This window comes from Acetobacterium fimetarium, from assembly GCF_014284475.1.
Classification (GTDB): domain Bacteria; phylum Bacillota; class Clostridia; order Eubacteriales; family Eubacteriaceae; genus Acetobacterium; species Acetobacterium fimetarium.
In genome coordinates, this window is sequence record NZ_WJBC01000024.1 from 21572 (window position 1) to 41594 (window position 20023).

A 20023-nucleotide genomic window follows, 5' to 3' on the forward strand; every position below is an offset into this window, starting at 1 on the left:
GGCATGAAATGTTATTTGTGCCCGAGAAACTGCGGTGTTGACCGCGATCATGGCGAGCTGGGGTTCTGCCGGGAGACGAATGAGATTGTCGCCGCCAGAGCGGCGCTCCATTTTTGGGAAGAACCCTGCATTTCCGGAGAAGCCGGCTCCGGCGCGGTCTTTTTTGCCGGCTGTAATCTGCAGTGTGTCTTCTGTCAGAATGCCTCAATTGCAAGGGCGGAGACAGGAAAGACGATTTCAGCTGAACGGCTGGCGGATATTTTTCTGGAGCTGCAGGAGAAGCATGCGCTCAACATCAATCTGGTGACGCCGACCCATTTCGTCCTGCCGATTATTGAAGCACTGAAAATTTCCACAGCCAGGGGCCTGGAAATTCCGGTCGTTTACAACACCAGTGCTTATGAAAAAGTGGCGACTCTGAAACGCCTGGAGGGTTACGTGTCTGTTTTTCTGCCGGATTTCAAGTATCTGGATGCTGACATCAGCCGCAAGTACTCAAACGCCGCGGACTATCCCGGGATTGCCAAAGCGGCGCTGCAGGAAATGTTTCGTCAGGTGGGAAAACCGGTGTTTGACAGCAACGGCCGGATGGAGAAAGGGATGATCGTTCGCCATCTGATGCTGCCGGGCTGTTTAAAGGATTCGAAAGCGGTCATCAAATATCTGTATGAAACATACGGTGATGATATCTTTATCAGCATCATGAACCAGTATACACCGCTGCCTCAGGTGAAGCGATTCCCGGAATTGGACCGCCGGATATCTGAGCAAGAATACGATCAGCTGGTCGATTACGCCATCGCTCTCGGTGTTGAAAATGCTTTCATTCAGGATGGGGACACGGCTGCAGAAAGCTTTATTCCTGATTTTGACAACGAAGGTGTCTGAACTTGATGCAAATAAAAAAGCTTCTTCGCAAAAACGAAGAAGCTTTTTTGATGATAAAGGATCTGGCTGTCAATCTTCAGCAATGACGATGAGGCCATCTTGATCCGTCAGAGTGACGGATAAGGATTTTTCAGGGTTGATATAAATACCGTAGTTTTTCTGGGCGTCCAGTTGTTCGGCGGCAATGATATAGCCAATCACCACTTCATTTTTCCTTCTGGCCGCTTCCACCAGGGTGTAAAAGTTAACTGGTTTATTTGCAACGACGTATTTTGTGGCATTTTTGATATAGAGCTCAGATCCATCGGCATCAAACAAATCGTCGAATACGGTGCTGAGCATCTTGTTCTCGGAAATCTGAGTCAGCATCAAACTGACCAGTTTTTCGCTGACAATAAAATCGTTAACCTTGGTGACTTCAGCCAGTTTTTTATTTCTGAAATCCATCATTTCACTGACAACAGAGAACCGGGTTCCAAGCTTTTCGGAAATATCCCGCAACTGAAGCAGGACAACCAGGGTGTTGGCGTCGGATTCCTGAACATCCTGCGGTGATGAATCGTCGCAGGTGTTGCACAGTAAAATAACGTGATCGTAATTTCTCACCATAAGCTCGTCTAAAATGGACCGATCTTTGGGGTCCCCCTGAAGCATTTCAGTTTTCTGGTTTTTAAGAAGACCAATCGTGGCTTCAAACGCTTCTTTCCCGATGCAATCCGAGACAACCGTGAGCAGGGAATCTCCGGGAACATAGTTATCAATTTCATGGATGATCAAAGGGGCGTTTTCATTCCATCCCAAAATCAGGGTTTTTTCCGGGCGATCCGGTTCGGCTGAAACGGATTGAACAATTGCGCCAGCGTCAAAAGTTACGGTGCGATCTGGTCGGATGACAATGGTGTCATCATCTTCCGAGATGGCGATGATCTGATCACCATCCTGAAGAACCGTCTTCATCGGCGGATTGAGGTAAGTTTTACCCTGTGACTGGATCCCGATGACGGTCGATTTTTCGAAAAGAAACAGCGCTTCAGAAAATGTTTTTCCAATTGCTTCAGGGCAATCGCTGAAGTAAATTTCATCGCCGTCGAAATCCAGCAGTTCAGTGTAGACGGTTGAAAGTCCGGGTTGACGGCATGTCTGCGCGATGATTCGTGATATCAGCATATCGCTGAGGATGATTTCGGCCTGGTTGCTGCCGGCGATTTGAGCGATCTGGATATTCTGGGGGTCTCTCAAAACGGTGACGATATTATAAGGCTCGCTGCGTCTTTTAGGATTGTTGGTGATGGCCAGAATGGTTTTGATGACTTTGGTGTCGTCCTCAGGAATGATGATGATGGATCGGGATGTATTGAGACTGACAATCTCAAGATCATCAATGTCAATGGGATTACCCTGGCGGGTTACAATCCGGGTTGTTTTGGTATCGGTGATGCGTTCTCTGATTTCGTCATCCATCTCCGATTTGTCCTGATTTCCCATAATGACGATGCAGGCATGTTTTCGGTTACTGTTGGCCTCGATCAGCTCTTCAATGATTGTAAAAATCTGTTCTGACCAGCCGAGGATAATCGTCTGATCTTTTTCAATGACGCGGGATCGGCCTTTACGGAGTGAATCCAGTTTGGCTTCGATACCGGTTGTTAAAATACCGATGAGAATACTTAGGATAAAGATGCCGCCAAGTGTTGTCACAAACATCAGGAAAACATAGAAGACGCTGCCCGTATCGCCGCTGACGGTGCCGGAATCGATGGCCCGCATCAGCCCCATCCATAACAATTCGGGAAAACTCGATGTCGGACCGGATTGGGTAAACCAGACGATGAGTGAAATAAGAGCGATCATGCCGGCTGTCGCGATCGCCAGTGACAGCAATAAAATACCTGTGCCTTTTGACATCAGATTGTCAAATTTGTACCGCAGTTTTTGAAAGAAACCCACATTGTCCATTTTTTTGCTCCTCTTATTAAGTTTTGTTTTGACCTTGAATTTTGCATGCAATACTGTTCAATTCAATTTATGCAATTTCATGAAAATAACTGCATGTTTTAATTATTTTACCATATATATGAATATGCTTCAATCATTCCAGACAAGATTTGTTCAAATTGTGGGCGGTTTTATTGTAATATTTATTGCTGTTTCGGAGTTAAAAAACGAATTCGAATTTATTAATCGCGGCAAATATGATAATATGATTGAAAATGAAATTATATTTGTGATAGGAGAAAGCGAACATGCATCAGGTATTTGACATGACGGCATATTTAAAAAGGATTAAGTACGATGGCGGGACGGCGGTTTCCGTTGAAACATTGAGAAATCTCCATACCGCCCATACGATGAACGTTCCTTTTGAAAATCTGGACGTTTTTGAAAAAAAGCCGATTTCACTGAAAATCGACGATTTATTTAAAAAAATCGTTATCGACAGACGCGGTGGCTATTGTTTCGAGATGAACGGACTGTTTTCCTTTGTTCTGACCAGCCTGGGGTTTTCGGTTAAAAATCTTTTAGCCAGAGTATGGGTTAATAACAGCGAATATGGGGGTAAAACGCATCAGGTTCTTATCGTTGCAATTGGCAATCAGCAGTGGCTTTGCGACGTCGGTTTTGGCAGCAACGGTCTGGTGGCGCCACTTCTTCTTGAGGCCGGAGTCGAACAGGAACAGTACGGTCGCAGTTATCGAATTGTAATGAACCCGGCTTATGGCTATGTGCTTGAGTACCGCATAAAAGGTGCGTTTCAGCCGCTCTATGCTTTCAGCCCGGAAGCGTGCTTTCCCAAAGACTTCGAAATTGCCAATTATTATATTTCCACACACCCGTCTTCCCGTTTTATAAAAGAACGGATTTTCACAAAACCGACAGCGACCGGGCGCGTCACCCTTCTGGAAAATCGTTTGAAAATTGTTGCGGGTGATCAGGAAACGGTCAAGATACTCGTTAATGATATGGAACTCAGTTTAGCATTATGGAAATATTTTGGAATCTATCTTGCGGACTGAAGCTCAATTTGTGACCTGATAATCAGTTCAAATCTTAAAAGAATATTAAAAAAAAATTTCTTTTTAATGATTATACATAATCGATAAGGGTAAAAAATTTTTAGAGTGTTTTCCAGTGCTGTTTGCTGTCAAACACAGATTTGATTGGCACGACGAAAACACATCAAATCAGAAGGAGGAATAGTAAAGTGAGAAAACTGTCCAAATTGATGTCCTTGTTCCTGGTTCTGTCCATGATATTTATGCTCGTTCCGGTTTCGGCCCTGGCTGCAGATAAAGAAGATGTAGGTACGGCCGATGAAGATGGAAGCGTCATCATTGTTCTGACGGCAGAAGATGGCGTAACCGTTGTGCCAGCAGAGACAACCGATCCAACGGTGAACCCAGCGGCTCCGGCAGCTGCTGCAACGACTCCGGCAACTGGGGTAACAACCACACCGAAAGACGCAACCGTCACGCCGGCACCGGATAAAACAGTTGGAACAGCCGCCGCCCCAGCACAACCGGCAGTCACAACGGATGAAACCGTTGCTGTTGAAGAAGAAACCATCGATGCGATGACCGCAACGGTTGCTGACCTGACGCTTTCTGGCGGAACGGTTGTCAATCTTCTTGCTACCGCCGCAGGTGCTGGATTTTCTTTCGATGCAGCTGCTAACACGCTGACGCTTGACAATTTCACGGGACAAGAACTGAATGTGGTATCAGCAGCCGATCTTTTCAAGCTCGTCCTGCTGGGCAACAACACATTGACAACCAACAACGGTTTTGCCGTTGATGTTACCGGCGACTTGAATATGAGCGGAACCGGTACGCTGGTCGCTCAGGGACAGGCAACAGCCGCCACCAGAGGCGGTGGCATTCATGTCACTGATGATCTGACCATCGACAGTGGAACCTATGATATCACTGCAATCGGCGGTGCTGGCACACAAGGTGCTTATGGTATTTTTGCCGACAGTGCCACGACAAACAGTGATGTCCTGATCAACGGCGGAAATATTGATATTACAGCCATCAACACCGGAGACGCCGGGGCCAGAGGAATTTTCTCCTATGGCGATGTTATTGTCAATGCCGGAACGCTTGATGTTTACACCGATGCTTTTGAAGGTCAGAGTATGGGGATCGGGGCTGCGGATGATTTAGTTTTCAACGGCGGATACACGACTGTACGTTCTAATTCAGCAACTGATGCAGGCGTATCCACCTGTTTATTTGCAGCCAGCTGGTTAGTGATCAACAATGGCATTCTTGACCTGTGTGCAACAGGCGGAGCCAATCCTCGGGCACTTTCCGGTTATGAGGGAATCTATATTAACCCATGTTATGGAACGGTCGATACTTCAGCTTCCTGTCTGTTTCTCGAACCGCTTTGCAGTAAACACTTTAAACATCATCATCAGGCTTATTCGGCCAATCCCAAAACAGGTGTAGCAACAACCGCAACCGATGCGATCGTGGCTGTTTTGGCACTTGCAGCTCTCATGGGAACAGCAGTTGTAATGAGTAAACGGGAAAATCAGGCTTAGTGCCGATTATTTGTTCGAAATCTGATATGTTTTTTGTCGGGCAGGTTTGACCTCCAATCACCTGCCGGGTGAATCTCAATAAAAAGAACTCCGATTCCTCAGGAATCGGAGTTCTTTTCGCGCGCATGTTATCTGATTTAGAAAAAAATGCAGGAAACAATCAGCTTAATGAATCATAGTTTGCTTCGGAATCGTTCAACACTGTAATCTTCGGTAGCTTCAGTCAGCCAGCGGTTTTTATTGTTGACGGATTCATCATCAGGATCACCGAAAAGCCAGCCGTCAAAAATATAATTGCCGCCAACAGCCAGGGTATCGATCACATCGACGACTGCCGCTTTAAAGGTTTCTTCTGGACATTCCGGCAGAATCAGCTCGCCGTTGGCATCGAATCCGCCGATTACGATCATATCACTGCCATATTTTTCTTTGATACCAAGCAAATCATTGCAGGTTTGAGCAGGTTCCCAGTATTTTACGCCAAAATCGATCCAGTCGTCAATGAAAGGTTCACATTTTCCGCAGTCATGCATCGCAACCGGAAGTCCCCTGTCCACAGCAAACTGAGCTTCTCTGGCATGACAAGGATTGAAAAGCTCCCGATACTGTTCATTGGAGATAAACGGAGCACCCCAGGCGGCGGTATCATCGATGATTTCAATCAGATCCGGTTTATATAAATCAAACGATTTTGCCTCGATTTCAGTGTAGAAATCGCAGAGGTATTCCATCAGAGCTTTCACTTCTTCCGGTTCCTCGGCAATCGCACACAGCCCTTCAGTGAATCCCATAAAGGACATCAGCAGCTGAAAATAACCAAAGTGCATGCTGTACATCATCGCAGTCTGCGACGGATCAATTCCCATTTTGGCCAGCATAGCCAGATCGTCTTTGGCCATTTTTTCCCAGTCGAAGCCGGAAATATCCGGTGCTTTGATCACATCACGCCACTTCGTAATATCTTTCAGGATAAAATTGTTTGGCTCCGGCATACCGGAATAACCGGTGTCTCTGGTGGTGACGTAATTAACGCCCCAGATATCTTTGCCACCCTCGGGACTGCGGTGCTGATTTAAGAATCCCGGTCCGCAGAACATGTTCATCAGCGGGCGTTTGGAATACGGATTTGGTCCGTAGGCGAATTGCAGCAGGTAGTCGGAAGGAATGCCTTTTGCCATATCCAGAAAATTCTGTTTCGGTGTGCGTTCAATAGCCATAATAAATACCTCTTTTCATTATTTTTTAAACATAGGCGGCCGCTTTGAAAGCGGATAGAACGGCAGAAGCCAGATTGGTGGTAACTTCATACGCATCGCCAACGATAAAGACTTCCGTATTGGGAGCACATTTGCGCAAAGAATCAGCCACCGCATGATTGGGTGATACGCCAAGAGCCAGCAGGACGGTATCGGCCGAAAATTCGACTTTTGCCGATTTTTCGATATCGGTGCAGATAACGGTAGCGTCTTTTATTTCATCAAGCCGGCAATTGAAATGGATGGGGATATTCAGCTTTTTAAGTTCCATCATGATATCTCCGAAAACCGCAAGGTTAGCTCTCATAAATGAAGACAGATCCGACGCCATTTCAATAATCGCAACATCATTGCCTTCACGTTTGAGTTCAATTGCGCACTCAATTCCGACGGCACCGGCACCGACGATTACGGTCTTATTGCCGACTTGCACCTTGCCGCTGTCAGCTTCAGGAGCCCAGTGAACATGCGATTTGTTGACACCGGGAAGCGTGGGAACAATTGGGTTTGCGCCAACAGCGATGATGATGGCATCATAACTTTTTGCATCAAGCAATTCTTTTGTCGCTTCGGTGTTCAGAAGTATCCGTGCCGGCGCTTTGCCTGCCTGAATAACCATGTAGTCAAGATAATCTTTCAGATCCTGTTTAAATGAAGGGGCGGCAGCATAGTCAATTACACCTCCGAGATGGTCGCTCTTTTCATAAAGGGTGACAGCATGCCCACGTTCGCAAAGGGTCAGCAGAGCTTGGATGCCGGCTGGGCCGCCGCCGATGACAGCAACTTTTTTCTTTACTTTCGCCGGCTTTACCTTACCGTCAGGAAATTCGGTTTCGTTACCAACGAGCGGATTAACGGCACAGGTCAGGACTGCCGGATTGATCAGACGGGCACAGCAGTGCTGACAGCGGATACAGGGACGGTGATCGTCTTCTTTCCCCAATGCATACTTGCGGGGCATCTCGGGATCGGCCAGGTACGGGCGGCCCATTGCGACAAAATCAGCTTGACCGGTGGCGATGATTTCTTCAGCATTTTTTACATTCATAATGGAGCCGACTGTACATACCAGAAGATCCGGAAATGCTTTTTTGATTTTTGCGGCGTAATGGACGTTGAATTTTCTGTCCATCAGATAGTTCTGCCACCAGTTTCTGAAATACTCAAAATCACTGTGGAGACCGGCGGAAACATGGAGAATATCGACCTTGTCCTGGATCAACGCGATAAACTGAAGTGTTTCTTCAAAATGCATGCCTTCTGGAAGAATCTCATCAGCAGAAATCCGGTATTCAATCACGAAATTTTCACCACAGCGTGCGCGGACGGCATCCAGCACTTCAATGGCAAAACGCGCCCGGTTTGCGATGGAGCCGCCATATTCGTCGGTTCGTTTGTTATAGAAGGGGCTGGCAAACTGACCAAGCAGATTCCCGTGAGCGCCATGGAGCATGCACATTTTACAGCCAGCTCTTTTTGTCCGGAATGCGGCGGCAGCGTATTTTTCCACTGTATCATTGATTTTTGCATGATCCATTTCGATGGTGATCGCCGGTTCTCGGCCCTGCATGGCGGCTGCCATTTTTTCGCCGGAGGTAATCATAGCGGAAGGACCGTAGATCTTTTTCCCTGCTTCATAGGGAACACTGACCCCACTGTGGTTGACTTCCAACGAGAGTTGTACGCCAAATCCCTGGGCCATTTCAACCAGTCGGGTAAGAGGGAGGATGCATTCATCCGTCGAAAGATCAGGCTGGCGCGGTTCATCCCGGGATTCCGGGTCAATGACGGCATTACCAACGGTAATGATGCCGGCACCTCCCCGCGCAAAGGGGCGGCAGAAATTTACAAAATCAGGCGATATGGTACCGTCCTGATTTACGAGGTTGGGTGACATCGGAGCGACTTCGAGACGGTTTTTGAATTTCACCCCTCTAATCCGGATCGGTTCAAAAACATGTTCATACTTTAATTTCATGGTAGTTTCCTTTCGTTGCCTAGAGTATTTACATAATTCTATGTAAACGATAAAAGTCAGGATAAATTCAGTATAATGCCTGATGTATTTTGTGTAAATTAGCACATATCATTGAAAATAACAAGGACACCTTATATAATGTTTATAAGGTAATGCAAACTGACAGGAGGCAATGATTCATGAAGATTTCACAAGAATTGATCATTCGCGAATTAAAAGAGGAGATACAGGATTTTTCGGTAACTTTTTCAGAAGGAGCCGATTTTTCAACGATGAAACTATCCGGCATCTGTTCGATCGATGAGGAAACAAAAATTAGAAACGGCACCCTTTATCTGATCGATCCGGGCTGTGATGTATTGAAGAATGCAAAGATTATTCAAAGTTTAAAAAAAACGGATGCAGTGATTTGTTGTCTGGGCAAGATGCAAGAAGAGATCATAGACTGCGGTGTTTCTTACATCTGTATGATAAAAAACAACAAGATGAATGATGAAAAAAATTCTTCAGTGCATCATTTATACCATCATATCTTTCACATCATCTATGATATTTTCCAGAAGTATGAAAGCTGGCAGGAAAATCTTTACCAGGCAATTGAAAATGCAGATCTTCAGGAAATGCTGGATGCTTCATTGCCGATCTTTCGCAGATCCATCTATCTGGCCGATGATCAACCGGAATATCTGGCTGCTTCCGGCCCCTGTCTGGACTATGGCGGCAGCGGGTCCCAGATTCCCCTGGAGGTGTTTAACTACTTGAAGAACGATGTGAACAATAATCAGCCACTGTCTGATCAGGAACCGTTTATCTATCCGGAAGGCATTCTCAATGCTGATGCACTCTGCCAGGATGTTTTTTTGAACAGTGACTATTTCGGCAGAATTATTATCATCGATGAACTCAGTCATACTGCTTTTACACCAGGTGAATTCAAGCTGATGAATATTTTCAGCAATGCTATGCAACTACTGATCAATCAAAACTATCCGGCGCTTTGCAAAGATAAAGAAAAATCGGATAACAGCAACCTGATTTCGCTGATTAACCAGATTCTACTCGATCAGAGAATCGATAAAAGCCAGTTGAACAGTGTTTTGATTCGAAATGGCTGGCAAAAAAACGAAGGCTGCTACATCGGCTATCTGCTGCTTTATCCATCCAATGTTCAAATAAAAAGTTCTATCTACTATTGCCGCTATATTACACAGAAATTTCCGGGTGTCTATGCAATCGAAAAAAATGATCATTTGGTATTGATTATCCGTGAGAGTATTTATCCGGCAGCGAAAGAATTCCTTGCTAAATTCATCCTTTTCATTAGGGATTGTAATTTTCGATTCGGTATCAGTAATCTCTGTGCTGATCTGACACAGCTTTCCTGTTACTGCCATCAGGCTGAAATTGCGCTGAACTATGGTATGCAAAAAAATGAAACCATCTGGTGCCACTGGTTTTCTGATTATGCGTTTGCGTATCTGCTTCGGGAAGCATCCCACGAAATGCCGGCAGAATTATTGTGTGCGCCGGAACTGATCACGCTGCAGAATTATGACAAAGTCAAGAAGAGTGATTATTACGAAACGTTAAAGACCTATCTGGATAACAAAATGAATGCCGCGCAAACCGCCAAACAGCTGTTTATCCATCAGGCCACCATGGTTTACCGACTGAAACGGCTCAAAGAACTGACGGGGATTGATTATGAGGATAGCGACCAGATGCTGTATTTGCATCTGTCTTACAAAATACTGGAAATCAGCTGAAAGTCAAAAACGTGGACCGGGTGAAAGACAACTAAAAAAGCGAAAAAGCCAGGCTGGTTCCTGACACAACGCTCTTTCAAAATTTTCAGGCAGCACTTTCAGAATGGCTGTCGATTTGAATCAAGCTATGATTTAAAAATATCCATAAAAGTTTTTTTCAGAATGTCTGCGAAAATTGATACATTGGGATCTTCGGGGTGATAACAGATGTAAATGTCCTGATAGGCGGATGGATTGGCGATTTTTATGTATTTTTTATATTTTCTGGAATCCGTATAATAACTGATATGCAGCGAATCGGATAAGTACAAATGGGGCGTAAAAAATAAATTTTTATAGGCGTAGTCTAAATCATAATGATAGGCAAAATTCAGTTTGACATTTTCGGCCTCACACAGATAGTCGATAAAAGGCACCGTTTTGATGACGTTATCCAGTTCACCCTTGATATCGACGAATTCTTCATTTTCCAGCTGATTCAAGTTGATTTCTTTCAGTGCGGCAAATTTGGAGTCGGGCGGAACCGCGATAAAGAGTTTGTTTTTAAACAAAAAGGTGCGTTCTATATTCTGAAGTGTCAGTTCCTCTTGGCATTGATTGAGGCTCAAATGATCGGTAAAGATAATATCCGCCTCTTTGTTCAGCAGCATTTCGATAGATTTTTGAAAAGACACGGTTTCTTTTTTTACCCGGAGATAAGGATATTTCCGCAGAAAGGTGCTGATTGATGTGTCCAGAATATTTTCACCGAGGTCGCACAGAATGATGGAGGAGTGGGGCATATTATGGTTAGTGCTGAAATAAAGATTCATGTTGTCATAATTATTTAAAATAGTGTCGATGTATTCAAGCAGCACGGTTCCATTTTGATTGAGACAGATCTTTCGGCCGACACGATCAAAAAAAGTACAATTGTATTCATTTTCGATATTCTTCAGTGTTTTACTCAATGCCGAAGAGGTGACAAAAAGCTCATCGGCTGCTTTAGCGATGCTTTCGTGTCTGGCAATGGTCTGGAACTGCTGCATCTGTAAAATATTCATCGTATCCCCCTACAAGCTAATCTGAAAGTATCATACAAGTATAACACAGTCTTGTGCATTTCTTCAATTATTGACCATTTGGTTAACAATTAGATAAAAAAAGGAAATAGACGTAATCGTAAAAATCTTATAATATACAGTTAAACGCAGCTAAAAAAGCGCCATACAATATAAAGTAAAAGAGGTTAACTTATTTACTTTATAAATTCAAATGAAGCGCAGGGGGATTTTTATGGGCAAGTTTATGGAAGTGGCAGCAAATCGGGATTATTCAAAGGAATGGCAGGCACCAGGGAGTTTTCCATGGATTTTTCAACGGCCGAAAGACCCAATTGAGGAGAGACCAATCAGTGTCAAAGACAATTATACTCGGTGCGCCAAAGGAGAGCAGCCCTACTGGATGCCGGCATATTTTTACGAATCCAATATCGTCTGGCCGGATGCCATGGAAGAACATCCCGTGCCGGAAGTGGATGGTTATGACTGGTGGGGCGTTTATTGGATGATGGTGGAATCGGCAGGTGGCATGATTACAAAACCAGAAACTCGGACAATTTCTGATTTTGCCAACTGGAAAGAGGAACTGGAATGGCCGGATCTATCGCTGGTTGATTTCAAGACCGATGGCCAGAAGATTCAGAAGATGCTTGACCCGGACAGACCCCATATTTATGAGTGTGTGGAAGGCGTCTTTGAACGTCTTCATGAAATGATTCCCTTTGAGGAAAGTCTGATGGCATTCTACGAAGAACCGGAGCTGCTGGAGGAATTCTTCCAGAAAATGGCAGATTACAAGATCGAATCAACTCAAAAAGTATTCGAGCACTATGGCAGAGTGGACGGCGTATTGTATCATGATGACTGGGGAACCCAGAGAGCGGGTTTCTTCTCCAATGAAATGTTCCGTAAGCAAATCATGCCGGCAACCAAACGCTTTCTGGATTATGTAAAAAGTCAGGGCAAGTTCATTGAGCTGCATTCCTGCGGCAAGAACATTCAATACGTTCCGATGATGCTGGAAATGGGAATCGACATGTGGACACCGCAGCTGTTGATCAACGAGCCCGATTATCTGCACGCCACCTATGGCAAAGAGATGACTTTTACCTTCCCGTTGACGATTGCTCCGGACTGGAATGAAGAGCAAATCCGTCAGGCAGTGCGGCAGTTTGTCGATCATTTCGGTGAAAACGGACGCGTGATGTGCTGGATCATGGTTGAGAACTTTGATCAGAAACTAGAAGCCATCGCCCGGGATGAGCTGTATCATTATTCGCTGGAATACTACAACAAACTTTATGGAAGAAAATAATCGGTTCTGATTTATCGACAGTCTGAAGTCCGCCTTTGTGCGGACTTTTTTTACGGTTAAACCCTGTTCTCGTTAACTTTTGCAGCTTTTATGTCCAGTGCTGACGGAATTTTATGCTTGTCGAAATTCAAAACAAATGACAGACAGAAGGCAACAAAAACAAATACGGCCAAAACCAGTGTGGCTGAGCTGAATCCAGTAGCAATTGCGACTTCCTGGGATGCTGCATTGTTTAGTGCTTTCAGTTGCGAAGCGGTCATTGTACATCCAACTCCGATGCAGACTACGATATAGACGAGCATGATCATTATGAGTGAGGTCTCATTGAAGAGCGCAATGAAGGCACTAAATACCACCACCGCTAGAATGGCGGTGGTGTTGATTTTTTCTGGTGTTTTCGTTTTTTTCATAAAAACTTACTTCTTCTAATTTTGCACAATCCAATACGAATTGCACACAAAAAAACGGGCAGCTCTGATAACTGGACTTACGTTATCAAAACTACTCGTTATTTCAGTATTATACCGTGGCTTTTTAAAATTAGTCAAGTTTTATTTTTATTTGACATTTGGATAAAACTATTATAACATTATGTATAAATATAATATGTATACAAACTAATGTCTTGCGTATTATATCTACAACATATAAAATTTGGAGGTATAAAAAATGCAATCTCTCGATAAATCGATCGGTATGTCTATAAATTACGTAAATAGAAAAATGCAGAGATATTTGTCTGCAAATCTTAAAAAATATAATATCACGACGGAACAATGGTCAGTATTGCTGCAAATAATAGAAAATGATGGGATCAATCAAAAGCAGCTAGCCAGAAAAGTTAGTAAAGATCAGGCGACCCTCGTTCGAATATTGGATATTCTTGAAAGAAAAGAGTTGGCGATACGCCAAAAAAGTCCTGAAGATCGGCGTTTTTATTTGATTTATGGTACGCCAGAAGGCAGAAAACTGAAAGAAGAAGTCTATCCATTTGTTGAAAGTTTGTTCCAGAATATTATCAAAGGCATCTCACAAGATCAATTGGATTTATTTATTGATATACTAAATAAAATTGATGAAAATATACCGGCTGAAGAACAGAAAATTTGAGTTGGAGAGTCGCTCAGATAAATCATGCTGGTTAATTTTGTAAGAACAAACTATGCTCAAAATCTCCCGGGGATTTTGAAGTCGCATACTCGTTTTTAATATAGAACAATGACAATTATTACTGAATACGGAGGAAAAATTATGGAATTAAGTTCAGAAAAATTAAATGATCAAAAGAAAAAATATAATGTTGTCCCTATCACGATTGCCTTGATTATGGCAGGATTCTGCTGTATGCTGAATGAAACGGTATTAAATATGGCATTAAACAAACTTATGGTTCAATTTGCGGTATCTGCAAATGTCGTTCAATGGCTCAGTACTGGATATATGCTTGTTATGGGAATTGCAATTCCGGTTTCGGCTTTGCTTATTCAAAGCTTTTCAACAAAAAAGCTCTTTATTGCCGCTGTTGCCATATTTTTAATCGGAACACTGATAAGCGGCATTTCCACTTCGTTCACAGTTTTACTGGCAGGCCGGTTAATTCAGGCTGTAGGAACAGGTGTTTTAATCCCCAACATCGTCAATACGCTGATCATTATCAATCCGATCGAGAAACGCGGCAAAGCACTGGGAATTTTCAACCTCGTCATGTTTTGTGCGCCGGCGATCGGTCCAACCATATTGCTTTGCACTGTTTGTCTCTCGTTGCGGTTGGACTGATCAATACGCCGGTACAGACAAACAGTCTGAATCAATTAGCTCCAAAATATTATCCTCACGGTACGGCCATCACGAATATGCTGCAGCAAATTGCAGGAGCATTCGGAACAGCTTTATTTGTTGCAATCATGACTGCCTATCAAAACAAGTCGTTATTAGTGATAGGCAATCCGGCTGCTCCAGAAAACCAGTCGTTGAGTCTGGTTTATGGGGTTCAACATGTGTTTGCAATAGAAACTGGGGTACTCGTTTTTGCTTTAGTTTTATCATTATTCATAGCGAATAAGAGTACAAGCAGAAAAATCCGCGGTCAAGAGCTGATAACAGATTAAAAAACAGGAAAGCCCATTAACCGAGGAGTATTGAGTTTGATCCCTCACATCAGTTTCGCCTTCAAGATTCTTTTTAATGCTGATCAACTATCATTTCGATCCCTTCAGCATGGCAGCAACAGTTAATTAAAGAAAGAAAAGATGACCAAAAATACAAAAAGTGGTATAATTAAATACATAATGTTACATTTGGAGTTACTTATGATTAAAAAATTGAGTAAATGGCTTTCAGCCAATCAACATGCATATTTATTGTCTTATTTTATTTTTTACCTGGCTGCCTTTTTTATGCTGGAGCATTTTGAACGACCCTATCATTTAATTCACTTTTTTCTGGATGACTATATTCCATTCAGTGAATATTTCGTCATCCCTTATTTTCTCTGGTTTCCTAGCCTGGCCATTTCATTAATCGGATTTATGATTTATGACAAAGAGGCTTTTTTAAATCTTTGTCTGATGATGTTTGGCGGCATGACATTTTGCCTGATCACTTATGCGCTGATACCAAATGGACTCAATATCCGGGAAGAAGTGGAAGGCAATAATCTGTTGTGCCAGATCACAAGATGGCTGTATTCCTTTGATACATCCACAAATGTATGTCCATCCATTCACGTAGCCAGTTCACTTTCGATTGCATTTGCCGTATGGAAATCGCAAAAGTTAAAGTCTCATTTGAAGTTTCGGTATGGGACAATAGCGCTGATGATTTTGATTTGCATCTCAACGCTATTTATAAAACAGCATTCCGTGATTGATGTGTTCTGTGCGATTATACTGAGCTTTTTTCTATACCATGTGGCCTATTATACAGACTGGAAGAGCGTTGTAGCCAAAACGAAACTCTATATGTTGTGGAAACAACGGGAACTTAAACTGGGTGATGATCAGGAATGGGAAAACTAGGCGAACGGATAGCTCGTGAAAGCAGAATATCATGTAAATTTAATAATTGAAAAAAGCTGAGATGACCTCAGCTTTTTTTATTTTCCTTTTAGATTAAACAGAATGAGGCTGAAAATAATAATGGCTCCGCCAATAAAAGTGCCCATATTTGGTACCTCTTGCAATAGAATAAAGCCCAAAATCGTTGACAGCAATGGTGAAACAAACAGAAAATTGGTTACATCGGTTGTTTTTTTCGCCAGGGACAGTGCTTTTCCCCAGAAAAAGTAGGCCATTGCGCTGGGCATCATGCCGAGATAGATGACCAGCAGAATGTAGTTGGGTTCAGCCGTGATGATCTGGGAAATCCCCTGTGGTGCGAAAACTGACAGCAGGATCGCTCCGCTGCACATGCTGTAGGTGACGATTTCCAAAGCCGAATAAGCCATGGCTGAAAGCTTTCGGTTTAAAAAATTATAACCGCAGAAAACAGTGGCAGCGCCGAGGGTCCAAATCAGACCGATATTGACAGAGAACACGCCCTCCCACAGAAGCAGAATTAGAACACCGACAAAAGCCGTCAGAATGGCAAACCAGCCAAGCGTATTGATTCTTTCTTTAAAGAAAAAGGAGGCGATCACTGCCGTCATAATGGGAGTTGTGGCAATAATAATGCTTGAGGTTGCCGAAGTCAGTGTCTGAATGCCGATGTTAAAGGTAATCATATAGAAGGTAAAACCCAGACCGCCGGACAGGAAAAACCAGGGAATGTCCTTCTTTTCTGGAAGTCGGATGTGGTTTGACTTGCCGATGACGATCAGAAATATACTGGCGATGGCACAGCGAATGAAGCCCAGCGCGTTTGGCGTATAGTAGCTCAAAGCCACCTTAGTAAGAGGAAAAGCTGAAGCCCAAAGAAAGACGGTCATAAAAGATAGAATGTTCACTTTTGTGTTTTGATTCATTTTTACATAAACTCCAATTCAAATATTTATAAATGATGTGGATCCTATGCTCTAAATGGAGTTGATGTCAAAATAAGTAGTCATAGAATAGCTTTAAACATTTATTAGAATTTTATACTAACATAAAATTGTCGATTTATAAAACTAATAATGAGATTTCACTAATAACAACTAAATTTAAATACATTATAGAATTTTCATAATGTTAAGAAAAGAAAGATCGGCCAGTTTAATTTTAAACCCGGTCAGAACATTGTTCTCATCGTATTTCAGAGCCACCGCGTATCTATCGATGTTTTTTTTTAATTGTTTAACATTGCCGTTTAATGCATTTTCCAAAAAGTCTCCCGTTGACATGCCAAGAGTACCGCGCTTGGTATAGGCTAGGATGGCTTTGTCAAAAATGAATGCTTCCGTTGAATCAGATTCCTGATCAAGATTTAATTCGCTTAAAAAGGGATGATAGTGTAAGGGGGAACGATCAATCCTCACGTCGATCAACATCGTGCCAGCGGCAATGGCCGCTGCAATATCGTTAATCATTCTGGATTGTTTCAGTTCAGATTCGGAACCATAGTCATTAAATTGATTGGTTTTCATTTTAGGATCTCCTTAACTATTGAGTTTTCTTTTATTGTTTTACCCAATTTCTGATAGAACTTTCATAGTGAGCTGAAGATTTTCGATCTTTCTTTATACACTTGTTGACTGTGGTTGCGTTGTTTGCGGTTGCGGTCTCGCACCGCCGTCTTGTTTACCACCTTGGGTGCCACCCTGACCCGGTCCACCCATTCCAGTCTGTCCGTTGCTGGTTACCACAGCGGTTAGCGGGATATCAACGGTTTGGCTACCGCAGGTCAGGGTATAGGTTGATCCCTGAGCAAGGTCTGGCGTACTGATTACCACAGACTGATATGTTTTATCAGGCGTAAAGGAAGCGATGGTATTACCGCTCGCATCGGTCAGTTTAATTTCGGTTCCCGCTGCACAGGCTGTGGTGAGGTTGTAAAGCAATGAGCATTGAGTAGAAGTATCCGAGAAGCCTTGAGCCATTCCGATACTGCCGGCTACAATAATCGTTCCGCCGGAAATCTCAGCCGTTCCGTTATAATCGAGAGCACCGTTGCCACCGTTTGTCGGTCCACTGACAAAAATTGTTCCGCCTGTGACATAAAGAGAGCCGTTGCTGTCAAGTCCGTCACCAGTGGCATTGACTTTAATTGTCCCGCCGGCGATGGAGAGATAGCAGTTTGCATCATTTTCCATTGCCGCACCGCCGCCTTTTGCGCCGGTATCCGTTTCCGCTGCGCTCGCACTGGCTGAATTGAAACCGTCATCCTGGGATACAAGATCAATGGTGCCGCCTTCTATAATAATGGCGGTACCTTCAATACCTTCGGTGCTGTTTTTTATCGTAATGGTACCGCCGCAGATATATACATATCCTTTGGTGGTATCATCCGCATTCTTTGAAGTGATGCCTTTACCATTTGATGAAGTGATATTTACAACACCGTCTTTGATTTTTACTGAATTTTTGCCACTCAGCGCATTGTCTGCCGAAGTGATATTAAACGTTCCGCCGGTAATAATCAAGTCATCCTTGGATACAATCCCATGATTAAAATTTGTTGTAATATTTAAAGTGCCAGCTCCATTGATGGTCAAATCAGCTTTGCTGAAGATCACGCCATCCACAGTGTTTTCATCGGTCTGAACATAGGCAGAACTGTCAGTCAGGCTATTGACCGTATTCTGATTGAGGGTAATAAACACTTTATTGGCGCTTTTAATATAGATGGGGGCATTGTCAGCACAATTGATGGTTGCACCGTTTAGGACGATCTGGATCTTATCTGTATCTGCCGCAGCTACCACGATCTGCCCATCCGTCAGATTCCCGGTGACAACATAAGTACCTTCCTTGGTGATTGTCAGCACGCCGTTGCTGGCAGTGGCTCCATCACCTGAAACCTGGATATTACTGCCATCCAGTGTCACATGAACAGCGGTGCTGTCGTCATAGGTTGTTTCCAAATCGCGGTCTGTGAATTCAGGATCGACAGCAATGGTAGAAGTGGATGAAACAACGGCTGTTAAACCCGCAGCCGTTTCTGTCACCGTTTTAGCGGTGGAGCTTGCCGTTGAATTTGTGGCAGTCGAACTGCATCCGCTAACCAGTACCATTATGATTATCAAAAATGGTATAAAAATTTTTAATCTTTTCATTGTAATTTGTTTTCTCTCTTTCTTTTATTATTCAGAATCCGTCTCCATTAATATGCCGTAACAGATCGCCAAACATGTTTTTTCAGAAAGCTGTTATTCTCAAATCAGCATTGTTCCGAATCGGTTCAGCATTGAAACTACAAAAATCTTAATGTCATGACCTGTTCATGAGTACTAATTTAACATGGTTAAGTGATGAAAATATGAACAAACGATGTTTTTTATGAAAAAAACGTAGTGTTATATCATACAAGAAATAATCCCGTTATCATGTTAAAATGAGATTGAAAACAAAAGAAAGTGAGATAACCCAGTTTTTATCGGAACGCAAGAAAATGGTGGTGAGAGTATAACAAAACTAAAACACATTAAACCCCACAAGCCCCTGCATTCGACTTATGATGCAGGGGCTTGTGAGGTTTAATGATAATAAAAACTAAGTTACACGACTTGAAAATACGGCTTGATTTCAAAATTAACCTGTTGTAAAACATGCTTGCTTTCGGCAACGATTTCATCAATTCTTTTTTTATCAATATGCATGAGTACAAAATGAACGCGTGTCAAATAATCAAGACATTCTTCTAAGGTACAGTTGAATTCACCGCTCGCGTAGGCCAGTTTGACAGATAAAGAGGAAGACATGGCAGATCTTGCGATCATGGAAATCTCATCAGCAGCCCGATCAATGTCCAGATGGTAACGTCGATCGTGAATCGTGTAAAGCCGGACGCTGTCCTTAGGAAAGGCGTCTTCATAATTTTCATTTGCATGTTCTTTCATAAAACGCAGCACATTTGGATCACACAAATGCAGTGTATCGTACAGTCGAATTTCAACGGCAGTACTTACCTGCAGATCGGTCTTTCCACCTTTGAAGTATTCTGTATAAAGTTTAAGGGCAATGTTGTTTTTATGGTCTGCTAAATATTTATCGGTGACCTGGCGTGCTAAATTGGATTTTGTTTTAAAATAATAGGTTATTAAAGGCTTTGTAATTTCACAAACATCAGCGATTTCTTCCATATAGGTATTTTTATAGCC

18 protein-coding genes are annotated in these 20023 nt (G+C 43.1%); 9 read left to right on the forward strand and 9 right to left on the reverse strand.

Annotation, left to right across the window (positions count from 1 at the left end; translation table 11 throughout):
- Positions 1-3 precede the first annotated feature (3 nt).
- The gene (locus tag GH808_RS12905) at positions 4-888 is read left to right on the forward strand and encodes a radical SAM protein (RefSeq protein ID WP_186843203.1); all 885 of its coding nucleotides are present in this window, start codon (positions 4-6) and stop codon (positions 886-888) included.
- Positions 889-957: 69 nt separating this feature from the next.
- Here the strand turns inward: GH808_RS12905 and GH808_RS12910 are convergent, their stop codons facing one another.
- A complete protein-coding gene (locus tag GH808_RS12910) occupies positions 958-2844 on the reverse strand; it encodes a CASTOR/POLLUX-related putative ion channel (RefSeq protein WP_186843204.1) in 1887 nt (628 codons plus the stop codon).
- Between the two features lie 287 nt (positions 2845-3131).
- On the opposite strand from GH808_RS12910, the gene GH808_RS12915 reads away from it, so the two are divergent.
- Both GH808_RS12915 and GH808_RS12920 read left to right on the forward strand, forming a co-directional pair.
- Positions 3132-3902, forward strand: a complete 771-nt coding sequence (locus tag GH808_RS12915) for an arylamine N-acetyltransferase family protein (RefSeq protein WP_186843205.1) — start codon at positions 3132-3134, stop codon at positions 3900-3902.
- A 188-nt stretch (positions 3903-4090) separates the two neighbouring features.
- Positions 4091-5434 carry a hypothetical protein gene (locus GH808_RS12920; RefSeq protein ID WP_186843206.1) on the forward strand — a complete coding sequence of 448 codons (1344 nt, stop codon included), beginning with the start codon at positions 4091-4093 and terminating at the stop codon, positions 5432-5434.
- Positions 5435-5607: 173 nt separating this feature from the next.
- Here the strand turns inward: GH808_RS12920 and GH808_RS12925 are convergent, their stop codons facing one another.
- Together GH808_RS12925 and GH808_RS12930 are read right to left on the reverse strand one after the other, a co-directional pair.
- On the reverse strand, positions 5608-6651 hold the full coding sequence (locus tag GH808_RS12925; RefSeq protein ID WP_186843207.1) for a uroporphyrinogen decarboxylase family protein: 1044 nt from the start codon (positions 6649-6651) through the stop codon (positions 5608-5610).
- Positions 6652-6676: 25 nt separating this feature from the next.
- Positions 6677-8668 carry an NAD(P)/FAD-dependent oxidoreductase gene (locus GH808_RS12930; RefSeq protein ID WP_186843208.1) on the reverse strand — a complete coding sequence of 664 codons (1992 nt, stop codon included), beginning with the start codon at positions 8666-8668 and terminating at the stop codon, positions 6677-6679.
- Between the two features lie 179 nt (positions 8669-8847).
- Here GH808_RS12930 and GH808_RS12935 point away from each other — a divergent pair, with 179 nt between their 5' ends.
- Positions 8848-10434, forward strand: coding sequence for a PucR family transcriptional regulator (locus GH808_RS12935; protein WP_186843209.1), 1587 nt, complete (start codon positions 8848-8850; stop codon positions 10432-10434).
- Positions 10435-10559: 125 nt separating this feature from the next.
- Here the strand turns inward: GH808_RS12935 and GH808_RS12940 are convergent, their stop codons facing one another.
- Entirely contained in the window at positions 10560-11477 is a 918-nt protein-coding gene (locus GH808_RS12940; RefSeq protein ID WP_186843210.1) for a LysR family transcriptional regulator, read from the reverse strand.
- A 232-nt stretch (positions 11478-11709) separates the two neighbouring features.
- Between GH808_RS12940 and GH808_RS12945 the strand changes: the two genes are divergently transcribed.
- Positions 11710-12789, forward strand: coding sequence for a uroporphyrinogen decarboxylase family protein (locus GH808_RS12945; RefSeq protein WP_186843211.1), 1080 nt, complete (start codon positions 11710-11712; stop codon positions 12787-12789).
- Positions 12790-12845: 56 nt separating this feature from the next.
- Here the strand turns inward: GH808_RS12945 and GH808_RS12950 are convergent, their stop codons facing one another.
- Positions 12846-13199, reverse strand: a complete 354-nt coding sequence (locus GH808_RS12950; protein ID WP_186843212.1) for a hypothetical protein — start codon at positions 13197-13199, stop codon at positions 12846-12848.
- A gap of 259 nt (positions 13200-13458) precedes the next feature.
- Between GH808_RS12950 and GH808_RS12955 the strand changes: the two genes are divergently transcribed.
- From GH808_RS12955 to GH808_RS12965, 4 genes are all read left to right on the forward strand, one after another.
- Entirely contained in the window at positions 13459-13899 is a 441-nt protein-coding gene (locus tag GH808_RS12955; RefSeq protein ID WP_186843213.1) for a MarR family winged helix-turn-helix transcriptional regulator, read from the forward strand.
- Positions 13900-14040: 141 nt separating this feature from the next.
- Positions 14041-14565: an MFS transporter gene (locus GH808_RS15445; RefSeq protein ID WP_243166216.1), complete on the forward strand. Its 525-nt coding sequence runs from the start codon at positions 14041-14043 to the stop codon at positions 14563-14565.
- Positions 14566-14642: 77 nt separating this feature from the next.
- Positions 14643-14897, forward strand: a complete 255-nt coding sequence (locus GH808_RS15450; protein WP_243166217.1) for a hypothetical protein — start codon at positions 14643-14645, stop codon at positions 14895-14897.
- 201 nt (positions 14898-15098) lie between these two features.
- The gene (locus GH808_RS12965; protein ID WP_186843214.1) at positions 15099-15806 is read left to right on the forward strand and encodes a phosphatase PAP2 family protein; all 708 of its coding nucleotides are present in this window, start codon (positions 15099-15101) and stop codon (positions 15804-15806) included.
- 77 nt (positions 15807-15883) lie between these two features.
- On the opposite strand, the gene GH808_RS12970 is transcribed toward GH808_RS12965, so the two are convergent.
- From GH808_RS12970 to GH808_RS12985, 4 genes are all read right to left on the reverse strand, one after another.
- Positions 15884-16750 (reverse strand): DMT family transporter, encoded by an 867-nt coding sequence (locus GH808_RS12970; protein WP_186843215.1) that lies wholly within the window; start codon positions 16748-16750, stop codon positions 15884-15886.
- Positions 16751-16936: 186 nt separating this feature from the next.
- Positions 16937-17350, reverse strand: a complete 414-nt coding sequence (locus GH808_RS12975) for a hypothetical protein (RefSeq protein ID WP_186843216.1) — start codon at positions 17348-17350, stop codon at positions 16937-16939.
- A 93-nt stretch (positions 17351-17443) separates the two neighbouring features.
- Positions 17444-18979: a carbohydrate-binding domain-containing protein gene (locus GH808_RS12980; RefSeq protein WP_186843217.1), complete on the reverse strand. Its 1536-nt coding sequence runs from the start codon at positions 18977-18979 to the stop codon at positions 17444-17446.
- Between the two features lie 441 nt (positions 18980-19420).
- On the reverse strand, positions 19421-20023 hold a 603-nt coding region (locus tag GH808_RS12985; protein ID WP_186843218.1), incomplete at its 5' end, for a TetR/AcrR family transcriptional regulator.

Bases quoted from the DNA above. Each gene is read 5' to 3' on its own strand.
- GH808_RS12905 (WP_186843203.1), top strand. From the start codon at position 4: ATGAAATGTTATTTGTGCCCGAGAAACTGCGGTGTTGACCGCGATCAT.
- GH808_RS12910 (WP_186843204.1), bottom strand. From the start codon at position 2,844: ATGGACAATGTGGGTTTCTTTCAAAAACTGCGGTACAAATTTGACAAT.
- GH808_RS12915 (WP_186843205.1), top strand. From the start codon at position 3,132: ATGCATCAGGTATTTGACATGACGGCATATTTAAAAAGGATTAAGTAC.
- GH808_RS12925 (WP_186843207.1), bottom strand. From the start codon at position 6,651: ATGGCTATTGAACGCACACCGAAACAGAATTTTCTGGATATGGCAAAA.
- GH808_RS12930 (WP_186843208.1), bottom strand. From the start codon at position 8,668: ATGAAATTAAAGTATGAACATGTTTTTGAACCGATCCGGATTAGAGGG.
- GH808_RS12935 (WP_186843209.1), top strand. From the start codon at position 8,848: ATGAAGATTTCACAAGAATTGATCATTCGCGAATTAAAAGAGGAGATA.
- GH808_RS12940 (WP_186843210.1), bottom strand. From the start codon at position 11,477: ATGAATATTTTACAGATGCAGCAGTTCCAGACCATTGCCAGACACGAA.
- GH808_RS12945 (WP_186843211.1), top strand. From the start codon at position 11,710: ATGGGCAAGTTTATGGAAGTGGCAGCAAATCGGGATTATTCAAAGGAA.
- GH808_RS12950 (WP_186843212.1), bottom strand. From the start codon at position 13,199: ATGAAAAAAACGAAAACACCAGAAAAAATCAACACCACCGCCATTCTA.
- GH808_RS12955 (WP_186843213.1), top strand. From the start codon at position 13,459: ATGCAATCTCTCGATAAATCGATCGGTATGTCTATAAATTACGTAAAT.
- GH808_RS15445 (WP_243166216.1), top strand. From the start codon at position 14,041: ATGGAATTAAGTTCAGAAAAATTAAATGATCAAAAGAAAAAATATAAT.
- GH808_RS15450 (WP_243166217.1), top strand. From the start codon at position 14,643: ATGCTGCAGCAAATTGCAGGAGCATTCGGAACAGCTTTATTTGTTGCA.
- GH808_RS12965 (WP_186843214.1), top strand. From the start codon at position 15,099: ATGATTAAAAAATTGAGTAAATGGCTTTCAGCCAATCAACATGCATAT.
- GH808_RS12970 (WP_186843215.1), bottom strand. From the start codon at position 16,750: ATGAATCAAAACACAAAAGTGAACATTCTATCTTTTATGACCGTCTTT.
- GH808_RS12975 (WP_186843216.1), bottom strand. From the start codon at position 17,350: ATGAAAACCAATCAATTTAATGACTATGGTTCCGAATCTGAACTGAAA.
- GH808_RS12980 (WP_186843217.1), bottom strand. From the start codon at position 18,979: ATGAAAAGATTAAAAATTTTTATACCATTTTTGATAATCATAATGGTA.